This window comes from Aequorivita sublithincola DSM 14238 (assembly GCF_000265385.1).
Classification (GTDB): Bacteria; Bacteroidota; Bacteroidia; order Flavobacteriales; family Flavobacteriaceae; genus Aequorivita; species Aequorivita sublithincola.
On the sequence record NC_018013.1, the window covers coordinates 606,576 to 625,905 of the forward strand.

General features: G+C 36.6%; 20 protein-coding genes. 18 read left to right on the forward strand and 2 right to left on the reverse strand.

The features are described 5' to 3' along the window. The first annotated feature begins 6 nt into the window (after positions 1-6). On the forward strand, positions 7-384 hold the full coding sequence (locus tag AEQSU_RS02960) for a DUF3703 domain-containing protein (RefSeq protein WP_014781372.1): 378 nt from the start codon (positions 7-9) through the stop codon (positions 382-384). 26 nt (positions 385-410) lie between these two features. Here the strand turns inward: AEQSU_RS02960 and AEQSU_RS02965 are convergent, their stop codons facing one another. Next, a complete protein-coding gene (locus AEQSU_RS02965; protein ID WP_014781373.1) occupies positions 411-1,682 on the reverse strand; it encodes a DEAD/DEAH box helicase in 1,272 nt (423 codons plus the stop codon). A gap of 305 nt (positions 1,683-1,987) precedes the next feature. Between AEQSU_RS02965 and AEQSU_RS02970 the strand changes: the two genes are divergently transcribed. Continuing rightward, on the forward strand, positions 1,988-3,286 hold the full coding sequence (locus AEQSU_RS02970) for a YCF48-related protein (RefSeq protein ID WP_014781374.1): 1,299 nt from the start codon (positions 1,988-1,990) through the stop codon (positions 3,284-3,286). A gap of 82 nt (positions 3,287-3,368) precedes the next feature. Here the strand turns inward: AEQSU_RS02970 and AEQSU_RS02975 are convergent, their stop codons facing one another. Beyond that, a complete protein-coding gene (locus AEQSU_RS02975; RefSeq protein WP_014781375.1) occupies positions 3,369-4,043 on the reverse strand; it encodes an RNA polymerase sigma factor in 675 nt (224 codons plus the stop codon). 104 nt (positions 4,044-4,147) lie between these two features. On the opposite strand from AEQSU_RS02975, the gene AEQSU_RS02980 reads away from it, so the two are divergent. From AEQSU_RS02980 to AEQSU_RS03055, 16 genes are all read left to right on the forward strand, one after another. Further along, positions 4,148-4,540 carry a hypothetical protein gene (locus AEQSU_RS02980; RefSeq protein WP_014781376.1) on the forward strand — a complete coding sequence of 131 codons (393 nt, stop codon included), beginning with the start codon at positions 4,148-4,150 and terminating at the stop codon, positions 4,538-4,540. A gap of 221 nt (positions 4,541-4,761) precedes the next feature. Next, complete coding sequence (locus AEQSU_RS02985; protein ID WP_014781377.1) at positions 4,762-6,639, forward strand: tetratricopeptide repeat-containing sensor histidine kinase; 1,878 nt, start codon at positions 4,762-4,764, stop codon at positions 6,637-6,639. After that, on the forward strand, positions 6,639-7,427 hold the full coding sequence (locus AEQSU_RS02990) for a LytR/AlgR family response regulator transcription factor (RefSeq protein WP_014781378.1): 789 nt from the start codon (positions 6,639-6,641) through the stop codon (positions 7,425-7,427). The genes AEQSU_RS02985 and AEQSU_RS02990 overlap by 1 nt, the downstream gene beginning before the upstream one ends. Positions 7,428-7,647: 220 nt before the next feature. Next, complete coding sequence (locus AEQSU_RS02995) at positions 7,648-7,836, forward strand: hypothetical protein (RefSeq protein WP_014781379.1); 189 nt, start codon at positions 7,648-7,650, stop codon at positions 7,834-7,836. A 69-nt stretch (positions 7,837-7,905) separates the two neighbouring features. After that, complete coding sequence (locus AEQSU_RS03000; RefSeq protein ID WP_014781380.1) at positions 7,906-8,436, forward strand: nuclear transport factor 2 family protein; 531 nt, start codon at positions 7,906-7,908, stop codon at positions 8,434-8,436. A 114-nt stretch (positions 8,437-8,550) separates the two neighbouring features. Next, positions 8,551-9,489 (forward strand): NAD-dependent epimerase/dehydratase family protein, encoded by a 939-nt coding sequence (locus AEQSU_RS03005; RefSeq protein WP_014781381.1) that lies wholly within the window; start codon positions 8,551-8,553, stop codon positions 9,487-9,489. A gap of 37 nt (positions 9,490-9,526) precedes the next feature. Then, the gene (locus tag AEQSU_RS03010; protein WP_014781382.1) at positions 9,527-10,459 is read left to right on the forward strand and encodes a nuclear transport factor 2-like protein; all 933 of its coding nucleotides are present in this window, start codon (positions 9,527-9,529) and stop codon (positions 10,457-10,459) included. Positions 10,460-10,552: 93 nt separating this feature from the next. Next, positions 10,553-11,323 (forward strand): hypothetical protein, encoded by a 771-nt coding sequence (locus tag AEQSU_RS03015; protein WP_245529110.1) that lies wholly within the window; start codon positions 10,553-10,555, stop codon positions 11,321-11,323. A 79-nt stretch (positions 11,324-11,402) separates the two neighbouring features. Further along, positions 11,403-11,738, forward strand: a complete 336-nt coding sequence (locus AEQSU_RS03020; protein WP_014781384.1) for a hypothetical protein — start codon at positions 11,403-11,405, stop codon at positions 11,736-11,738. A gap of 194 nt (positions 11,739-11,932) precedes the next feature. Next, positions 11,933-12,427 (forward strand): RidA family protein, encoded by a 495-nt coding sequence (locus AEQSU_RS03025; protein ID WP_425358416.1) that lies wholly within the window; start codon positions 11,933-11,935, stop codon positions 12,425-12,427. After that, positions 12,396-12,803, forward strand: a complete 408-nt coding sequence (locus AEQSU_RS03030) for a nuclear transport factor 2 family protein (protein WP_014781386.1) — start codon at positions 12,396-12,398, stop codon at positions 12,801-12,803. Before AEQSU_RS03025 ends, AEQSU_RS03030 begins: the two co-directional genes overlap by 32 nt. A gap of 135 nt (positions 12,804-12,938) precedes the next feature. Continuing rightward, entirely contained in the window at positions 12,939-14,492 is a 1,554-nt protein-coding gene (locus AEQSU_RS03035; RefSeq protein WP_014781387.1) for a M20/M25/M40 family metallo-hydrolase, read from the forward strand. A 58-nt stretch (positions 14,493-14,550) separates the two neighbouring features. Continuing rightward, the gene (locus AEQSU_RS03040) at positions 14,551-15,264 is read left to right on the forward strand and encodes a DUF6090 family protein (protein ID WP_014781388.1); all 714 of its coding nucleotides are present in this window, start codon (positions 14,551-14,553) and stop codon (positions 15,262-15,264) included. A gap of 89 nt (positions 15,265-15,353) precedes the next feature. Next, positions 15,354-16,529: a dipeptidase gene (locus tag AEQSU_RS03045; RefSeq protein WP_014781389.1), complete on the forward strand. Its 1,176-nt coding sequence runs from the start codon at positions 15,354-15,356 to the stop codon at positions 16,527-16,529. Between the two features lie 98 nt (positions 16,530-16,627). Then, positions 16,628-17,677 (forward strand): proline iminopeptidase-family hydrolase, encoded by a 1,050-nt coding sequence (locus tag AEQSU_RS03050; protein ID WP_014781390.1) that lies wholly within the window; start codon positions 16,628-16,630, stop codon positions 17,675-17,677. A gap of 167 nt (positions 17,678-17,844) precedes the next feature. Then, positions 17,845-19,323 (forward strand): tetratricopeptide repeat protein, encoded by a 1,479-nt coding sequence (locus tag AEQSU_RS03055; protein WP_042491575.1) that lies wholly within the window; start codon positions 17,845-17,847, stop codon positions 19,321-19,323. Positions 19,324-19,330 lie beyond the last annotated feature (7 nt).

Consider the following 19,330-nt stretch of genomic DNA (forward strand, 5'->3'; position numbering starts at 1 on the left):
AATAAGTTGAAATTCTACACCACACTACCAAAAGCTTTAAGCCCAAATTACAAATCCGAATTACTAAAATATAAAACGGAATTTGATTTAGGAAATTTAAAATCTGCTTGGAATCATTTAGAAGCAGCACACATTCTTGGCCAACAATATTCATACGCTCACACTTTCGTACATTGGAAAATGTTAAAATTCGGGTTTAAAATTAAAAGTGGAAAAGAGATTATGGGTCAGATTCCACGCCTAATTTTTGGAGGTGCGAAATCTTTTGTAGGCAAAGTTCCAACAGGAAATCCGGGCGGTGCAAATGTGCCGCCCTTAAAACCATTTCCTATAAATAGGAATTTACAAGATATTTTTGCAAAAGCAGGCGTTTCAAAACCTTGAAAACTGAACTTTAATTTGGCACGCAATTATCTTCTTCCTCCACCTCTATTTCCTTTCCCTTTAGAAGAAGAATTTCCTCTATTCCCAGAATTACGGTTACGACTATGATGGGCAGCTTTTTGGCGTTTCTTTTCTTCTTCATCAGCCTTTACATCAGCCATTGTTTCGGTAGGTTGAAAATCCTCAATGGTTTTGGGCACAAGACGCTCGCCAATCAGTTTTTCAATATCCTTTAAGTAACCAACCTCATCAAGACTTACTAATGAAAGTGCTTCACCACTGGCTCCTGCTCTTCCGGTACGGCCTATTCGGTGGACGTAATCTTCTGAAATATTTGGAAGTTCAAAGTTGATAACGTGCGGCAACAATGGAATATCTAAGCCACGAGCGGCAATATCTGTAGCTACCAAAACGCGAACTTTTCCTTCTTTAAATCCTGAAAGCGCTCTTGTTCTCGCTCCTTGACTTTTATTTCCGTGAATGGCTGCAGAAGTAATTTTCGCCTTTTCAAGCTTTTCACTTAAACGGTTTGCACCGTGCTTGGTTCTTGTAAAAACCAAAACTTGTTGCCAATTGCCTTCAGAAATAAGTTTTATAATTAAATCTGTCTTTTGAGCTTTATCAACTCTATAAACCGTTTGGTCTATTTTTTCAACAGTAGTATTTTCTGGCGTGGCTTCAACCAAAACAGGATGATGAAGAAACTCATTGGCCAGTTTCTTTATTTCTTTTGAAAAAGTTGCAGAAAATAAAAGATTCTGTCTTTTATTAGGCAACAAAGCAAGTATCTTTTTAATATCGCGAAGAAAGCCCATGTCCAGCATTCTATCTGCTTCATCTAAAACTAATATTTCAACTTTAGAAAGTGAAAGTGCATTTTGATTTTCCAAATCAAGCAATCGGCCTGGTGTTGCCACCAAAATATCCACGCCATTACGCAAGGCTTTTATTTGTGGATTGGCTCCTACTCCACCAAAAATAACGGTAGAACGTAGGTCTGTAAACTCGCTATATTCTCTAAACTCATCTTCTACTTGCGCGGCAAGTTCACGAGTTGGAGTAAGTATCAATGCGCGAACGGGACGTTTTCTAAATGCCGGTTCGCTGTTTAAAATTTGTAACATTGGTAAAGCAAAGCCTGCAGTTTTCCCACTTCCGGTTTGTGCGGAGGCAAGTACATCTTTTCGTTCTAAAATTAAAGGAATTGCTTTTTTTTGAATTGCTGAAGGCGTTTCATATCCTTTTTTGCTAATTGCTTGTAGCAGGGCATCGGACAGCCCAAGAGATTTAAATGACATATATAAATGTTTCTGGTTTCAGGTTCCAAGTTTCAAGTTTGTTGGCTCCGAATAGCATCGAAGAAACATTGTTTTTTTGTTTTGGAATCAGTATTTATTGTTTTTAGACCGCTGCGCTTGGAGATAGTATATCGCGGCGCTTTTAGAATTCGGTCCTTTGAAAAACCATTAAAACTAAGAAGACGGTTTTAATAAGCGGCGAAGATACGGCTAATTTTCTGCGTGGAGGTTTTTCAAGTGCAGATAAAATAAAACACTTTCGAAATTCAGAAATCTGATAGACTTCAATCAGGGGAAAAGAATTAATGGAAGACATTCAATATATATTTGTAGCCATAAACCTTAATTTAAAAAACATGCAGTTATTTACTAGTTCTATCAAAAATTTAATTTTCACTATTATAGCATTATTAGGAGCTTTTCTAATTTCGCAGGCACAAACCTTCGAGTACAAAGATTCTGGCACAGACTTTATTCTTTATGACCTTTCTATCCCCGAAGGTCAGAATTCAGTTGCGTATGCTGCCGGGTCTAAATTTACTTTTGATACTGAAGGAATTATCCTAAAATCTGAAGACGCTGGCGAAACCTGGGAAAAAATCTATCCGCTATCCGGCACTTCCCCAAGTTTTGAGAAAATTGAATTTGTTTCCACAGATAAAGGCTTCGTCGCTGGCTACAATCTTTTTATGAAGACAGAAGACGGCGGTGCTACTTGGACGCCAATGACCGTTGGTACGAATGTATATCTATACAACAACCTTTCTTTTTTCAACGAAAACATAGGTTTTGTTTCCGCACAGTTGGATAATGCCCCTTATTTCGCCATTTATTTAACAACCGATGGTGGTGACACTTGGACGCCAGCAACAGACGTAATGAACGCAGGTGGATTTGACGTTGCTTATGCAGATCAAAATACCCTATTTTCAGTTGGTGCAGATGAACGCATCGCAAAATCAACAGACGGCGGCGATACTTGGATACAGATATATTCGGGAATCATTCAAAATTATTTCCTATCGGCATATTTTAAAGATCAAAACAATGGCGTTATTGCTGGTGAAGATGGATTACTTAAAACAACACACGACGGCGGCGCCACTTGGTCTGATTTTGCCACAGGTTATCATCATTTTTATGCATTGGCATACAAAGGCGACCAATTATTAGCAGGCGGTACTGATACAGATATTTATATTTCTGATGATAACGGCGATAATTGGAGTCAGATTTTTATGGGCAACGATCAAAATCAGTTATATGAAATTGAATTTTTTGAAGATGGCTCAGGGCTTATTGTTGGTTCAGGAGGAATTGTGATCAAGTTTGAAGATGTTTTTCTTGGAACTGAAGACAATCAATTTTCGGAAAACGATCTAGTAAGTTTTTACAATTCAACTTCAAAAACGTTTAGTATTCAGTCTAAAACCGAAAAGATTGAAAAAGTAGCGATTTATAATATTACTGGGCAGCATGTTGGCTCTTTCACAAGCAATTCAAACACTTTTGATGCAAATGTTTCGGCTTATGCAAACGGTGTTTACTTGGTTACTGTTACTAGCAATAACCAAACAAGCAGCTTGAAATTTTTAAAGCAATAGTTTTAGTTTTATACTTATTAATCAAAGAGACCGAAGTAAATTTCGGTCTCTTTTTTATTGATGAAAATATAGAAAATAATATTTACAAGTTCTGAATTCGCTCCATAACTCCTTCAACCATTGCGTCACATTTATGATTGCCAAATTCGAAGATAGAAGCATCATGGGTTGTTTTGAAAAGTTCTTCCTTTAGTAAATTTTTGGCGCGATGTAAACGTACTTTCACATTACTATCCGTTAATTTCAAGCATTCCGCAATCTCTGGATTGGTTAAACCTTCCACCTGTTGAAGCACAAAAACTACCCTATATTTTTCAGGAAGTCGGTCTACGGCTTGTTCCACCATAGCGCGAGTTTCAGTTTTTATGGTTTGCTTTTCTGGATTCATAGTATTTGTATCTGGTAATTGAAAAACGTTTTCCAAGCTTTCTGTTTTTCCGTAATTAGTAACTAATCTTTTATTCTTTCGTATATGTTGCAAGGCTTCATTAATGGCTATTCTAGTAAGCCAAGTGGAAAAAGAAGACTGATTGTTGAATTGGTGCAGTTTAAGATATGACTTTACATAAGCATCCTGCATAATATCCCGAACATCATCTTCCGAATGGATATAACTTCTTATCACTCTAAAAAGACGTTGGTTATATCTTCTCAGTAAAATTTCGAATAACTCCTTTTCACCTTCTAAAACCCGCTCCACTACTTTGGAATCGGGCAATTTGGTTAAAGCAAATCTGTCTGGCTGGATTGCATTCATATTGTGTTTTTCTTTTTAGATGCCATAAGTTGTTTAAAGTTACAAATTTTGTAACTGCTGAGTTTTAAAAACATCTAAACCATAGAACTCAAAATCCAAAAACTATGACAACAGTAACAAACAGTGCCGAAATTAACAAACTACAAACCCTAATGAAGTACGTCTTCGTGATTGTACCCATCGTGGCCGGGCTGGACAAATTTTTCAATATTTTGGTGCAATGGGACACTTATCTTGCGCCTTCTACTTTAGACATGCTTCCGTTTAGCGGAGCAACATTCATGATGATTGTTGGAGTAATAGAAATTGTTGCAGGAGTCATCGTATTTGTAAAAACTCAGCTGGGCGCATATATAGTTTCAGCTTGGTTATTGCTAATTGCGCTTAGTCTTATCTTTACTTGGTGGCATCCAGATGTGGCGGTACGTGACATTGTGATGGCCATCTCTGCGTATGTTTTAGCTAGATTGAGCGCGCCTGAAATGAAAATTGCTTAATTCCCTAATTCTAATTTTCCTTTGTTTTTTAAAATCTTCTTTACCGTTCTAAGCCGCGGTAAGGAAGATTTTTTTTGAAAATTCTGAATTGTTTTTAATATAATAAAAGATGATTTTATACTTTTTAAAAAAAGAAAAAATAGTCAAATAATCACCCAGTTTCCGCCTTAAGAAAAAAATAGTCGTAAATTTAGAATCCACAAACAACCAATAACCAAATAATGAAACGACTATTACTCACCGTAGTATTAGCTTGCGTTTCGTGGAGCAGTATTCCCCGGACTCCTTCCCAGACACAAGAAGATGCGTCTAAAACTTCCGCTTCGGAATTAGTTCCGAACACAAAAGACACACTCCAAGAATACAAAAATTTCAAAAAAACCATTCAGCTTTCTCAAAAATCTAAAGATTTCAAAACTCTCGGAGAAGCTTATATCGGTTTGGCAAAATGGCATGAAGACCATACTGTTCTGGATTCTTCCATCGTTTATTTACAGAAGGCCATTTCAGTTTATGAAAAACAGAAAATGCCCAATCTTTTGGCAGACACCTATCTTTTGTTGGTAACAAATTACAGCGGTACTGCGGAATACGACAAAGGTTCCGAAGCTGTTTACAAAGCACTTGCTATTTATGAAAAAGAAGGAAATCAGCGTGGCATTGGGCAATGCTACACAAAAATAAGCGATCTTCTTTATTATTCAGACAGTTATGCCGAGGGTGCGGAATATTGCAAAAAAGCCATCGCCATTCAAGAAAAAAACGGTTATGATGATGATTTAGCTCTATCCTATCGGCGACTTGCAGAAAACCAATTGTTCTTAGGAAATCTTGATGAAAGTCTGCAAAACATGAACACCTCCATCAATCTTTATAAAAAAATAGGAGAATTGGGTCCACCGCTCCTCGCCTGTTACAATGGTCGAGGCAACATTTACAAATACATGGAACGTTATGACGAAGCCATAGCAGATTACAACCGTTGTTACGATGGTGCCGAAAAAATTGGCTTTACCCGATATATGATGCCACCCACCGCAAATATTGGTCACGTATATATTTTACAAGGAAAATATGCGGAAGCGCTACCCTACAATCTCAGAGCTATTGAAATCATGAAACGCATTGGCAACACCAAAAATCTTTGGGAAAACTATATGCACGTTTCCAATATTTACAGTGAATTGAGCGATTATAAAAATGCGCTTGAATATCATGAACTCTATGAACAAGGCCATACCGAATATCTTAACACCATCATAGCGCGAAAGGATAGCGAGTTGCAGGTAAAATATGAAACGGCAAAAAAAGATATTGAGATCTTAGACCAAGAGGCGAAAATTTCTCAACAGCGAAAAACACAAAGCCTATATATTGTCTTGGCAGGATTACTTGCAATTATTCTCTTCGGAATGATTTTTACCCTAAAAAACATTCGCAAAAAACGGAAAGCTCTTTCTGAATTAAATGTCACATTAGACGCGAAAAATAGACAGAATGAATTGCTTCTAAAAGAAATTCACCACCGCGTAAAGAACAACCTTGAAATGGTGAAAAGCCTCATCGCCCTTCAATCTGCAAAACTGGAAGACGGTGCTAGTAAAGAAGCTATGCTTGCCAGCCAAAATAGAGTACAAAGTATGGGTATAATTCACCAAAAGCTATATCAAGGAACCAATTTAGGCGCGATTGAAATGAAGGATTATTTTGTAAATCTTGGCGAAGGTATTTTAGACACTTTTAATGCAGACGATAAAGTGAAAATAGAATGTGCCATGGACGATCTAAACCTGGACGTGGACACCGCTGTACCGATTGGCCTTATTGTGAACGAACTTTTAACGAATGCCTTGAAATATGCATTTCCCGAAGGAACAAAAGGACAAATAAACATTAGTCTTACCCAAAAAGATAACGATCTTTTACTGAAAGTATCAGACAATGGAATTGGTAAAACGCAAGGCTCAAAACCACAGGGAACAGGTTTTGGAACACAATTAATTCAACTGCTTACGCAGCAATTAAACGGCACTATTTCCGAAGATCATAAAAATGGGACAGCTGTAGCTTTCAACTTTAAAAACTTCAAAATAGCTTGATGGAAAGAGCCGTAAAAATATTGATTATTGAAGATGAAATGGTCATTGCGGCAAATATTTCTTTACAATTAAGTGAATTAGGCTATGAAGTAACAGGCATCCTACCTCGCGGCGAAGAAGCTATTGCACATATTGAAATTGAAATGCCAGACATCGTCCTTCTGGATATTACGCTAAAAGGAGAAATGGACGGTATAGAAACCGCACAGGAAATTCAAAAACTATGCGAAATTCCTATTATTTATTTAACTGCAAACTCGGACGATGTCCATTTTAACCGTGCCAAGGAAACGCATCCGTACGCTTTTATCTCAAAACCATTCAAAAAACTAGATCTTCAAAGAGCTATAGAATTAACGGTTGAAAGAATTTCCACAGAAAAAAAATCAGAAAACAATTCCGACCTGTCCGCTCAGGAAGAAGAAAATGGCGTCTCCATAAATTCAATTTCAGAAAACGCTTCCGATTTCATTTTAAACGATCGCATCTTTATTCGCCATAATGAAAAGATGCTAAAAATAGATCTTAAGAACATTCTTTATGTTGAAGCGGACCGCAACTATTGCCGTATTTTTTCACAAGGAAAAGAACATCTTGTTGTAATGACCTTAAAGGATATAGACGAAAAACTTCCTCAAAAACATTTCCTCAGAATTCACCGTAGTTACATCATCAATCTTTCCCAAATAGAAGAAGTTGCAGGCACGCACGTGGTTATTGGCCAAAAAGCAATCCCGATGAGCAAGCAAATGCGATCGGAACTTCTTAAGCGGTTGCAAACAATCTAAAATCAGCAATCGTAATGATTGAATGAATTCATTTACTATCCAATTTCTATTTTTTAAATAGCTATTGAAAGTTTTCTCAATTTTTTCTTCGGAAAGAAAAAACACTCCTTCGGACAGTTTTAAAGGCTGTTCATCCTAAATGGTTTTCAAAACTCACTGATTAGCCGTTACTTAGATCCACTTCCCCACAACATTTGTTTCACAATTAAATCTTTCAATTATGAAAACGATATATCTATTGGGGTTAGTAGCAGCGCTTTCATTACCCACTTCCAATCAAAGTGAAAGCTTCATAAACACTTCACCAGAGACGGACACCTATATACCAGTAAATGGCGACTATTATTTAAAGGAAAAAATCCTGAAAGAGGTAGGTTTTTTGAATTTATTAAAATCACCCCAAATTTGAACTTCTTAAAAGAATCGTTAAAAATTAACCAAAACAACAAAATATTAACCAATATAATCACTCAAAATCATGAAAAAAATACTCTTTTTAGGACTTGCAATAGCCCTTTCATTTACCGCCTGCCAACAACAAGAAAAACGCTACACCCAGCAATCGCCGGAGATAGACACTTATAAAAAAGTTATTGAAGCTTATGATAAGCAAGATTGGGAAGCAATGGTTAGCCATTATGCAGATAACGCAAAAATAATGAATAACGTGGTTGAAGCGGAAGCTCAAACATTAGGAGAACTGGTTGATAGTGATAAAGCAGACGCCGCTCTCTTTTCAAGTTGGGGATATGTAAACGACCAATCTGAATATGAAATGACAGTAACTGACGAGGGTAAAACCTATACAAACTTTTGGGGCCTTTGGAAAGGAACTCTAATAGCCAATAATAAAACCTACACCATACCAACACACATTTCAGCCCAATTTATTGATGGCAAAATAGTAAAAGAATTTGGCTATTGGGATCTTTCAAAAATTATGCTGGATGTACAAGCAATGCAACAGCAAGATACATTAATGCCAGACAAAAAAGCATTACCGGAGTAATACTCCATAAGGCCCGACAGGCATTGTTCGTGAGGATACAATTAACCTGTTGGGTTTTTATTAAAACCTCCTTTAAATGAATTAAAAAGCCAACCGTCTTTACGGCAACATGGTATGAAAACAGTAGGAATAATAGGTGGTTCAGGCTTCATAGGAAGCCACACCACAAAGAAATTTTTAGAAGAAGGATACAACGTAAAAGTATCTGTTACCGATATTAAAATGAGTGAAAAATACGAACACCTTTTTAACCTTAAAAATGCAGACAACCTCAACATAAGTGCGTTAAAAGTAGAAGATTTTGAAACACTGAAAGCTTTTATCAGAGATTGCGAAATAGTTATTCACGGTGGCACACCATTTCAGCTAGACGTGGAAGACCCACGAAAAGAACTTTTTGATCCAACCATAAATGGGACAACGAATTTTCTAAAAGCCGTAAGTGAAACCCCTTCAATTGAAAAGGTTGTTTTAATCGCTTCGGTTGCAGCTTATAATACCAACTTTCCGTTGCCTTCCTATGGCAAAACAACTACTGATTCCTTTAATGAAACTGATAAGAAATACATCAGCGCCGAAAGTCATCCGTACGCTCAAGCCAAGTTTATGGCAAATCAAACAGTAGAAAAATTTATTGAAGAAAATCCAAAGCTTTCTTTTGAAATCACTTCAGTCTCACCAGTTGGAGTTATGGGAAAATCCTTAAGTAATAGGGAAGATTCCACATCAACTGGGTTACAATTTCTTTTTAAAAATAAAATTGCGCCCAATCCTTTTGTGCAAATGCTCTATGACACCAATGCAGAAATGGCCACAGTAGATGTTGAAGATGTTGCGCAAGCAATTTTCAAATCAGCCACAATTTCTGGCTTGCACGGTAAGAATTATTTACTAAGCAGCGAAACCTATCCGGTTAGCGATATGACTTTAATGCTGAACCATAAGGAACCCAAAAATAAAGCAAGCGTGATTTACCAAAACAGGTTGGCTATAAACGATTTGGAAATGAAATTCAGGCCTGTTCAAGAAACTTTAAACAGTTATTCAAAATAAAATAAAACAGAATATTAACCAAATAATTATATAAATAATGAAAACAACAATTCTATCGGTAATGATGCTAATTGCTTGCATTACCTATTCGCAAAAAAAGAACGGAACTATTTACAGGGAACATCCAGCCATTACCACAGTGGAGGCTATGACCCAGGCATTTGTTAGTGGAGACACAGACAAAGTAGCCGGTTATCTGGCAGATGATTTTATGGCCTATAATGGCACGAGCATCAACCCAAACGATAAAGGTCAGGACAAAGCTGCATTTTCTAATTCGGCCAAAGGTTGGAAAAACAACCTCGATTATTTTTCCATAAGTCGCTCCCCTGGAGCTTATCCTGATGCATTGGAATACAAGGACGATAACCAAAAGGATGTGATTTGGGTACAGACTTGGGAAGACATCAAAGGTGTTCAAAATAAAACAGGAGTTAAGGTAAACCAACCAATACACCGATTGTTTATAGTGAATAAAAACAATAAAATACAAACTATTATAACCTATGGCAACGACAATATTGGTTCAGAAATTCGCGAAAGTTATAGTGATAGGAAAAACGGTACCATCTACAACCATCACGAAAACATAAACACCGTTCGGAAAATGATTTATGCAATAGAGTTTAAGGATTGGGACAAAGCGTACAGTTTTTATGATAAAGATGCACAGTTCATAGATTCCAGTTCTCCAACATTAAAAAGCATTTCCTTAGACGAACAAAAAGCAATGGACAAGCAGATTTTAGAGAAGTATGATGTTGCCAGTATTGATATGGTAGGCTATCCAGATTATTTGGAATATGAAATGGGAAATCAGGGTTTAGTTCAGTCTTGGTGGAATATAAATTTTATTCGCAAATCTGATAAAAAAGCAATTGTACTGCCCATATTTTATATTATGGATTTCAATGATGAAGGAAAAATAACTTCAGAAACGGCTTATTACAACGCAAAATTAATGGATTAGTCAATCAAACTTTCCAAAATAAACTTCCCAGTTTATAAAGCTAATTAAATACTAACCCGTTTCCGCATAAAGCGGTGACACAAATTAAACATTATGAGAAAATTAATTTTTACCATGCTTTTGTTGCCTCTATTGGCAATATCGCAAAACAGTACCGAATACGGAGTATTTGAAACCGCAAATTTAATTCCAAACCCTACGCAAATAAACCAGTTTGAAAAGGGATTAGCAGAACACAACAAGAAGTACCATGGCGAGGGGCCGCACGGAGTAAGAGTTTACTGGATAACTAATGGACCCAACACAGGCAGTTATCATTGGAGCATGGGACCATTTCCTTGGAGTTCAATGGACAACGGGCCAGCGCAAAAGGAAGGTCATGATGCAGATTGGAATAAAAACGTTGCCGCGTACACGACAGCAGATAGTGGTGCCCAAAGCTACTGGCGCAGTCATACTGAACTTTCGCGTTTTCCAAAAGACTTTACAATTAAAAATATGTCAGTGGATTATTGGGACATAAAAAGAGGGAAATATGAAGATGCCATGAAACTCGTTGAAAAAGTCAATAAAGTGTACGCCGCTAAATCGCCCGATGAAATTTGGGGTATCTACACCAACGAATTTGGAAGCACCAAGGAAGGAAGGGACTTAGCAGTCATTTCATTTTTTGATAAATCTGCTTGGTTGGGCCAAGACAATAGCATAGCAAAAAAATATGACGAAATGAACGGTGCAGGAAGTTGGGCTCAATTTATAAAAGATTGGATAGACGTAACCAATGGTGGCGAAACCGAAATTTGGGTTTTTGCTCCAGAACTTAGCGGTATTAGTGGTGACGTAAAAGCAATTCCACAAGAGTAAACTTTTTTAAAAAAAATGTACGGTGTGGCGTTGCCGTGCCGTACATTTTTCAATTTAAAGAATTCATCTAAAAAAAATTATGAAAACTGACGAAACACAATGGAGCAAGGAAGAACTGAAAATTTACATTCTGATGCTCTGCGCAAAAGCAGATTCTGTGGAGGTCGAAGAAGAAATAGAGTTGATAAAAACAAAAACCACTGCTGAAACTTTCGAAAAAATGTCCCTTGAATTTAAGAGAGACAATGAAGATGAAAGCATCGAAAAAATTGAAGAAGCTTTAGAATGGCATCAATATTCTGAACTGGAACTGTGCCAACTTAAAAACGAAATCCATCAAATTTTTGCAGTAGACCGGAAGATACCCATGTCTGAAAGCAACTTAGGGAGAATTTTGGAAAATATTATTTATTGAGAACAGAGAACAGAGAAAAAAGAACAAAGAGAAAAGACGATAGATACTTATAAAAATTATATACGATGAAATCAAAAATATTATTACTTCTACTCTTTCTTTTTATGTGCGTATTTGCGGCACAGGCCCAAAACCAGGATCCGCATGGGAATGCCGAATCTGCAATTACGGGGGTGGTTTCTTCGGAAATAAACCTGACTTCTACTGCCGTGGAAAAATATAGATCAACTAAAGTATTGGTTTCAGATGAAACTCCATACTATTTTCTGCTTCGCCCAGAAGTTGAAAAAGCCCACGGCTATTCACACGCAGTAAAAATTGGAAACTCAATCAAAATCTCCGGTGCCGTAAGTATGGACAATGAAGGCAACCCAACAGCAATTGGCGATTTTGAAGAACAAATGAAAAACTGCTATTCAGATTTGGATAAAATCCTAAAACACTACGGTTGCACTTTTGACGATGTGGTTGTTGAAAATGTATTCACAACAGATATGCCCAAGTTTCTAGAATTTGCTGCCTATAGAGCAGAAATCTACAAAAAGCAATTTCCAACGGGTTCTTGGCTTGGCGTAAAAGAATTGGCACTTCCCGAATTTATGATCGAGATAGAATTGGAAGTACGTAAGACGAATAAACAAACTAAAATAAACAATTATGAAAAACAATCAAAAGATTCAAGTCATTGACAAACTCTACAATGCTTTTGCAACAGGCGATATACCAACAGTTCTTGGCGCAATGGATCCAAAAATAGTATGGAATGAAGCTGAAAGCAATTCCTTGGCTGAAGGCAATCCTTACATTGGGCCTGACGCCGTTTTAAATGGTGTATTTGCAAGGTTGGGAGCAGACAATGATTATTTCAAATTGGAAGACATTCAACTTCACGGAATGGACAATAACCAAGTATTGGCAACGCTGCGTTATGATGCCAAAGTAAAAAAAACAGGGAAAGAATATAATGCGCAAGTTGCACATTTATGGACTTTGAAGGATGGAAAAATCAGTGCCTTTCAGCAATATGTGGATACTAAGAAATTGGCTGAAGCAGAAAAAGAATAAAGCCGCTTCTAGAAAGTCAGCTTATAAATTTAAGCTGATTTTTTTATTTCTTAAAATAGATTAAATATCTTTAAAACAGCATTTTACCCATCCCTTTCCTTAAAACCAAAGTATAGATTTTTCAATAAACAAAATATGAAAACAATATTTAAAACCTTTATCACAGCATTCCTAATTATTGGATTCGCCGCAACCAGCCAAACACTACCGCAAGCACTTTCAAAAATCAACACCGAAGGCTTTCAAAAATCTGAAGTAATGAATTTAATTGGAGACTTATCAGATGTGTATGGCCCTCGATTAACGGGAACGGATCAATATTACACCGCTGCCGAATGGGCAAAAAAAACAATGGAAAATTGGGGAATGGATAAAGTATATTTCGAAAATTATTGTGACGATTGCATGGGTTGGGAAGTAAAATCCTTCAACGTAGAAATGATAGAACCTGCCTATATGAAGATACAAGCCTATCCGTATGCGTGGACAGAACCTTCAAATGGTGAGCAAATTGGCGATTTAATTTGGATTGAAAGCTATGATGATTTAGAAGCAGTAAAACAAAAATGGAGCGGAAAATTAAAAGGCAAGACCATTTTGATGGGCGCAGCACCAGAACAAAATATGTTATTTGAGCCACTTTCTAAACGATATACCAAAGATCAAATTGAAGACGCTAAAAAATCTATTACGCCTGTTGTCAAAAATCCTTTAGGTGCATCATCTGGGAATCTAGATTTGATTAAAGATTTTGATTTTCTTTTCGAAAAATTTGCAAAAAAAGACGATGCATTTTTTGCCTTCTTAAAAGCGGAAGGTGCAATAAGTGTTTTAGGAACTAAAGCTTCATTTCCTGGAATCATCCATCCTGGCGGCACTTATAATTTTAGAAAAAATGATGAGCGGCCAATCCCCTATTTTGCCATTTCGCCAGAAAATTTTGGAAAATTAAAGCGCTTAACCGTTAGAGGAATTACTCCTAAAATTAAATTCCATTTAGATTCTGAATTGTATTTAAAACCAGAAAACAACGTAAATATCATTGGGGAAATCACAGGATCAGACGCAAAATTAAAAGATGAAGTTGTAATGATTGGTGCTCACTTTGACTCTTGGCATTCGGCATCTGGCGCAACAGACAATGGTGCAGGTTCTGCAGTAATGATGGAAGTAATGCGGATTATAAAAGCATCAGGCTTAAAACCAAAACGTACCATAAGAATTGCACTTTGGGGTGGCGAAGAACAAGGGATTATTGGTTCAAGAGCGTATGCTGAAAATCATTTTGGAAAAATTAAAGAAACAACTAGAAAGAAAGAAGTCGAAAAAATTTCGGCCTATATTAATATGGATAATGGTGCAGGGCAAATGCGAGGAATTTATTTGCAAGGAAATGAAGCGGTAAAACTCATTTTTGAAGAGATGTTAAAGCCGTATGATTATTTAGATGTTAATAATCTAACCATTGAAAACACAAATTTTACAGACCATGAGGTCTTCGATTATTTCAAAATTCCCGGATTTCAAATCATTCAAGATCCGTTAAACTATAAGACAGTAACACACCACACAAATTTAGACGTGTTGGAATACGTGCCAGAACGCGATATGATGGTTAATGCCACTGTAATTGCAGCACTTGTATATCAAATTGCACAGTTGGATTCACGTTTGCCGAGGGAGAAGTAAAGATTGTTGGATAGAAATAATGCAACTCTAAAATGTATTCTTTGAAACATATTAAAAAATGATAAAACTCTTTAGAAACATCCGAAAAAACCTTCTCGCTCAAGGCAAAACCACCAAGTACCTAAAATACGCCATCGGCGAAATCATCCTCGTGGTTATTGGAATTTTGATTGCGTTGAGCATCAACAATTGGAATGATATACGCAAAAATCAAAAGTATGAACAAGATATCCTATTCTTAATTAATCAAAATTTAGATAACGATTCCATTCAGCTAACCGATAGATTGCTTAAAGCAAAGGAAGCCATTGAACTAACAAATAGATTAGTAGCGCAAGTTGCCACAGAAAATTATGGTGATAGTTTGAATTTCTGGATGGGGAAAATTATAACCTTCGAACGGTTTACATCACAATCAAGCGCCTTTGAAGTTTTAAAATCAAAAGGCATTGAAACTATTTCTGATAATGACCTCCAACTGGCATTAATATCCTATTATGATGAAGATTTATCCGGTGTTTATCAGGCGCTTAACGATGTAGAACAATCATTTAAAGTTGATTGGTTTCCCGTAATTAAAGCAGAATTTTCAGATTTTAAATGGCGTGCGTATTGCGTACCTACAGATTCAAAAGCATTTTTTCAGAAAGCTTCTACTCTAACCTTTTTTAACTTTTATAAAGATAATAGATATGGTTCTGTTCATAATATAGAATTAGCATTAGAAAAAATATCAAAAATTAAGAACCTTTCTAAAAAGAACTCAAGATGATTAAATTCTTCCGAAACATCCGCAAAAACCTTCTGAATAAAGGAAACAACAACCAAACAATTTAAAATCAATGATTTAATATAGAAAAAATGAAAACAAAATTACTTCTCATCAGTTTACTCGCAACGCTTCAACTAAGCGCACAGAACTATCAAAAAATTCACAACAAAGCCATTTTGGTTGATACCCACAACGATTTTCTTACCCAAACAATGGAAAAGAATTTCGTTTTTGACTCCAATTTAGAAGGCAGAACCCATAGTGACCTCAACAGGATGAAAGAAGGCGGCTTGGATGTTCAATTCTTCTCTGTTTGGAGCGATGGCGAACGGGTAAATCCATATGCTTTTGCTAACCGCCAAATAGATAGTTTGGATGCCGTAATAAAACGAAATCCTGATAAAATTGTGAAAGTCGCCAATTCAAAAGAACTTTTAAAAGCTGTTAAGCAGAAAAAGATTGCTGCGTTTATTGGTGTGGAAGGCGGCCATCAATTTGAAAACGATTTAGGCAAACTCGAAGCACTTTACAATCGTGGCGTTCGCTACATTACCTTAACTTGGAACAACTCTACACCTTGGGCTACAAGTGCTGCAGATGAAACCAATCCGAACGGAGCGAAAAATTCCGAAGGCAAAAAAGGGCTTACTGCCTTTGGCAAACAAGTAGTCCAAAAAATGAACAGTTTGGGAATGTTGGTGGATGTTTCGCACGTTGGCGAACAAACGTTTTACGATGTTATCGCCACAACTACAAAACCCGTTATCGCTTCACACAGTTCGGTTTATGCAATTTGTTCGCATCCTCGAAATCTGAAATACGATCAAATAAAAGCAATTGCAAAAAATGGAGGCGTAATTCAAATCAACTTCAATTCAGGCTTTATTGATCCAACTGTTGATAAACGCGAAAGTGCCTTTCTTGAAAAACATCAGTCTGAAATAGATTCACTGACACAAGCTGGGTTGAATCCATTTATCGCCCAAGAAAGTATCTACGTAAAATATGCAGATGAATCCCAACAACTTCGAGCACCTTTTGAAATGGTAATTCAACATATAGAATACGTCATTAATTTGGTGGGTGTGGATTACGTGGGCATCGGCTCCGATTTTGATGGAATCTTTCTGCCACCAAAACAGTTGGACGATGTTACCGATTATCCTTTGATTACAAAAGCTTTGGTTGAAAAAGGCTACAGCGAAAAAGATATTGATAAAATCCTTGGCGGAAATCTGCTTCGGGTTTTAAAAGCGAATGAATAAAAAGATTTAAATAATACCACAGAGACACAGAGAATACAAAGAAATCTCTGAAAACTCTGTGCCGCTGTGGTGAAAAATTCAACTAAAACCAACCAATTATGAAAAACGCAATTTACTTTTTAATCATTTCCGCAGCATTACTTTTAAGCTGTGCCGAAAAACAAGAATCTGCAAAAACCGAAACCGATAGCAAATCCACTTATTTTGACTATTCAAATAGCGATGACCAAAATACGGGTGGTATTAAAATGATTCCCATTACAACCCCAAAAGGCACTTTCAAAGTGTGGACAAAACGAATGGGCAACAATCCAAAAATGAAAGTTTTATTGCTTCACGGAGGTCCAGGTGGCACTCATGAGGCTTTTGAAAACTTTGATGGTTACCTTCCAAATGAAGAAATTGAATACATTTATTACGACCAGCTAGATAGTTATTATAGCGATAAACCAAACGACTCAACACTTTGGACTACCGAATATTTTGTAGAAGAAGTTGAACAGGTTCGCAAGGCGTTAAATTTAGATAAAGACAATTTTTATCTACTCGGCCAATCGTGGGGCGGAATTTTGGCGATGGAATATGCACTGAAATATCAAGACAATCTTAAAGGTTTAATAATTTCAAATATGATGGCAAGCGCGGCAGAATATCAAAAATATGCCGATGAAGTTTTAGGCCCTCAACTTCCGCCAGAGATTTATAAAGAAATAAAGGAAATGGAAGCCAAAGAAGATTTTGATAATCCAAGATATGCAGAGTTGGTTATGAATTATTACTACACAGAACACATCTTGAGAAAACCTGTGGCTGAATGGCCAGAGTTCATTAATCGCACCTTTTCACACATAAATCCAGCTATTTACATCTATATGCAAGGTCACAGCGAATTTGGAATGACGGGCAACGCAACTTTAAAAAACTGGGATGTTTCAAAAAGATTAAAGGAAATAAAAACACCAACCTTGATGATTGGCGGCAAATATGACACGATGGACCCAAAATATATGGAATGGATGAGTACTGAAGTTCAGAATGGAAGAAGTCTCACTGTAAATTCTGGACACATTTCTCAATATGACGACCCAGAAAATTATTTCTCTGGACTTATAAAATTTATTAAAGATGTGGATGATGGCTCTTTTTAAAAGTTTTCAAATATTAGAAAGCTGTTTTGAAATTTTCTTTGCAATTTTCAAATGTTGAATTGCCAAATCATAAGTGCTCCAAATTAAAATTGAGCAAAAATCGCTACCTTTAAAATATATATTCGTTTATTATGAGGTATCTATCGCTTTTTTTAGCCCTATTTATTATGTTTTCTTGTAAACAACAAGAAACAAAAAACAGTTTTCTGGGGGTTGTGGATATTTCCGTAAGTGGAAAAAAAAGTGCGCAACCACATTTTGAAAAAGGATTGCTCCTTCTCCATTCCTTTGAATATGAAGACGCCCGAGAAGCTTTTCAAAAAGCGCAAAACGAAGACCAAAAAATGCCAATGGCTTATTGGGGAGAGGCAATGACTTATAACCACAGTTTATGGCAGCAACAGAATTATGAAGCTGCAGCAACTGTTTTAGCAAAGCTTGACGGTCTTGACTTAGAAAAAAACACATCCGAAATTGAACAGGATTTAATAAAAGCAGCAAAAATACTCTACCAACCAAAAACTGAAAAAACTCAAAGAGATATTGCCTATTCTGAGTTTATGGAAGGTTTATACGAAAAATACCCAGCCAATCAGGAAGTAGCTGCGTTTTATGCGCTTTCCCTGCTAGGCTCTGTTCCAGAAGGAAGAGATGATATATTATATGGAAAGGGAGCAAAAATCGCAAAAGGCATTCTAAAGGAAAACCCAAACCATCCCGGTGCGCTTCATTATTTAATACATTCCTACGACGATCCAGAACATGCCCCGCTTGCTTTAGATGCGGCGAATATTTACGCAAAAGTTGCTCCAGATGCGGGCCACGCCTTACACATGCCTTCACATATTTATGTAGCAATGGGAATGTGGGATGAAGTAATTTCGTCGAATATTGATTCTTACCAAGCTAGCATTAACAGAATGGAGAAGAAAGAATTAGACAACGATGCGCGTGGTTATCACGCTTTTCATTGGTTGGAGTACGGCTATCTTCAAAAAGGAAATCACAAAGAAGCAAAAAAAATGGTACTCGATATGCAAAAATATGCTTCCGAAAAACCATCAAAAAAAGCAAGAGTTCATCTCGTATTTTTAAAAGGAACTTATTTAGTCGAAACGGATGATTGGAATGGTATAGTTGCAGATATACCAGTAGATATAACCGATTTGAACATTTCCATACGGTCACAATATCACTTTTTGGAAGGAATGAAAGCATACAAAGAAGGTAATTCGAAAAAGTTAGACAGTATTCTCACTACTATAGATCAAGATATAAATCGGGAAACCTTTATTGCTAAAGAAGGGAGTTCTAAGCTTTGTTCAAACGTTAGCCGCGATGAAGCCACCCAAATAGATTTAAAGGAAGCACAAATTCGGCAAAATCAACTTGGTGCGCTACAAGCAGAAATGAATAACAATTCAGCACTTGCCGAAGAACATTTATTAAAATCCATAGCCATTGAAAACAGTATAAGTTATAGTTATGGGCCACCTTCAATTCAAAAACCCACTCACGAACTTTATGCGGATTGGCTACTTTCCAAAGAAAGAAGTGAAGAAGCTAATCAACAGTATACACTTGCACAAAAGTTGGGGCCAAGTAGATTACGTGTTTTGGAAGGTTTAGAAAAAACTAATAGCTAATATAATA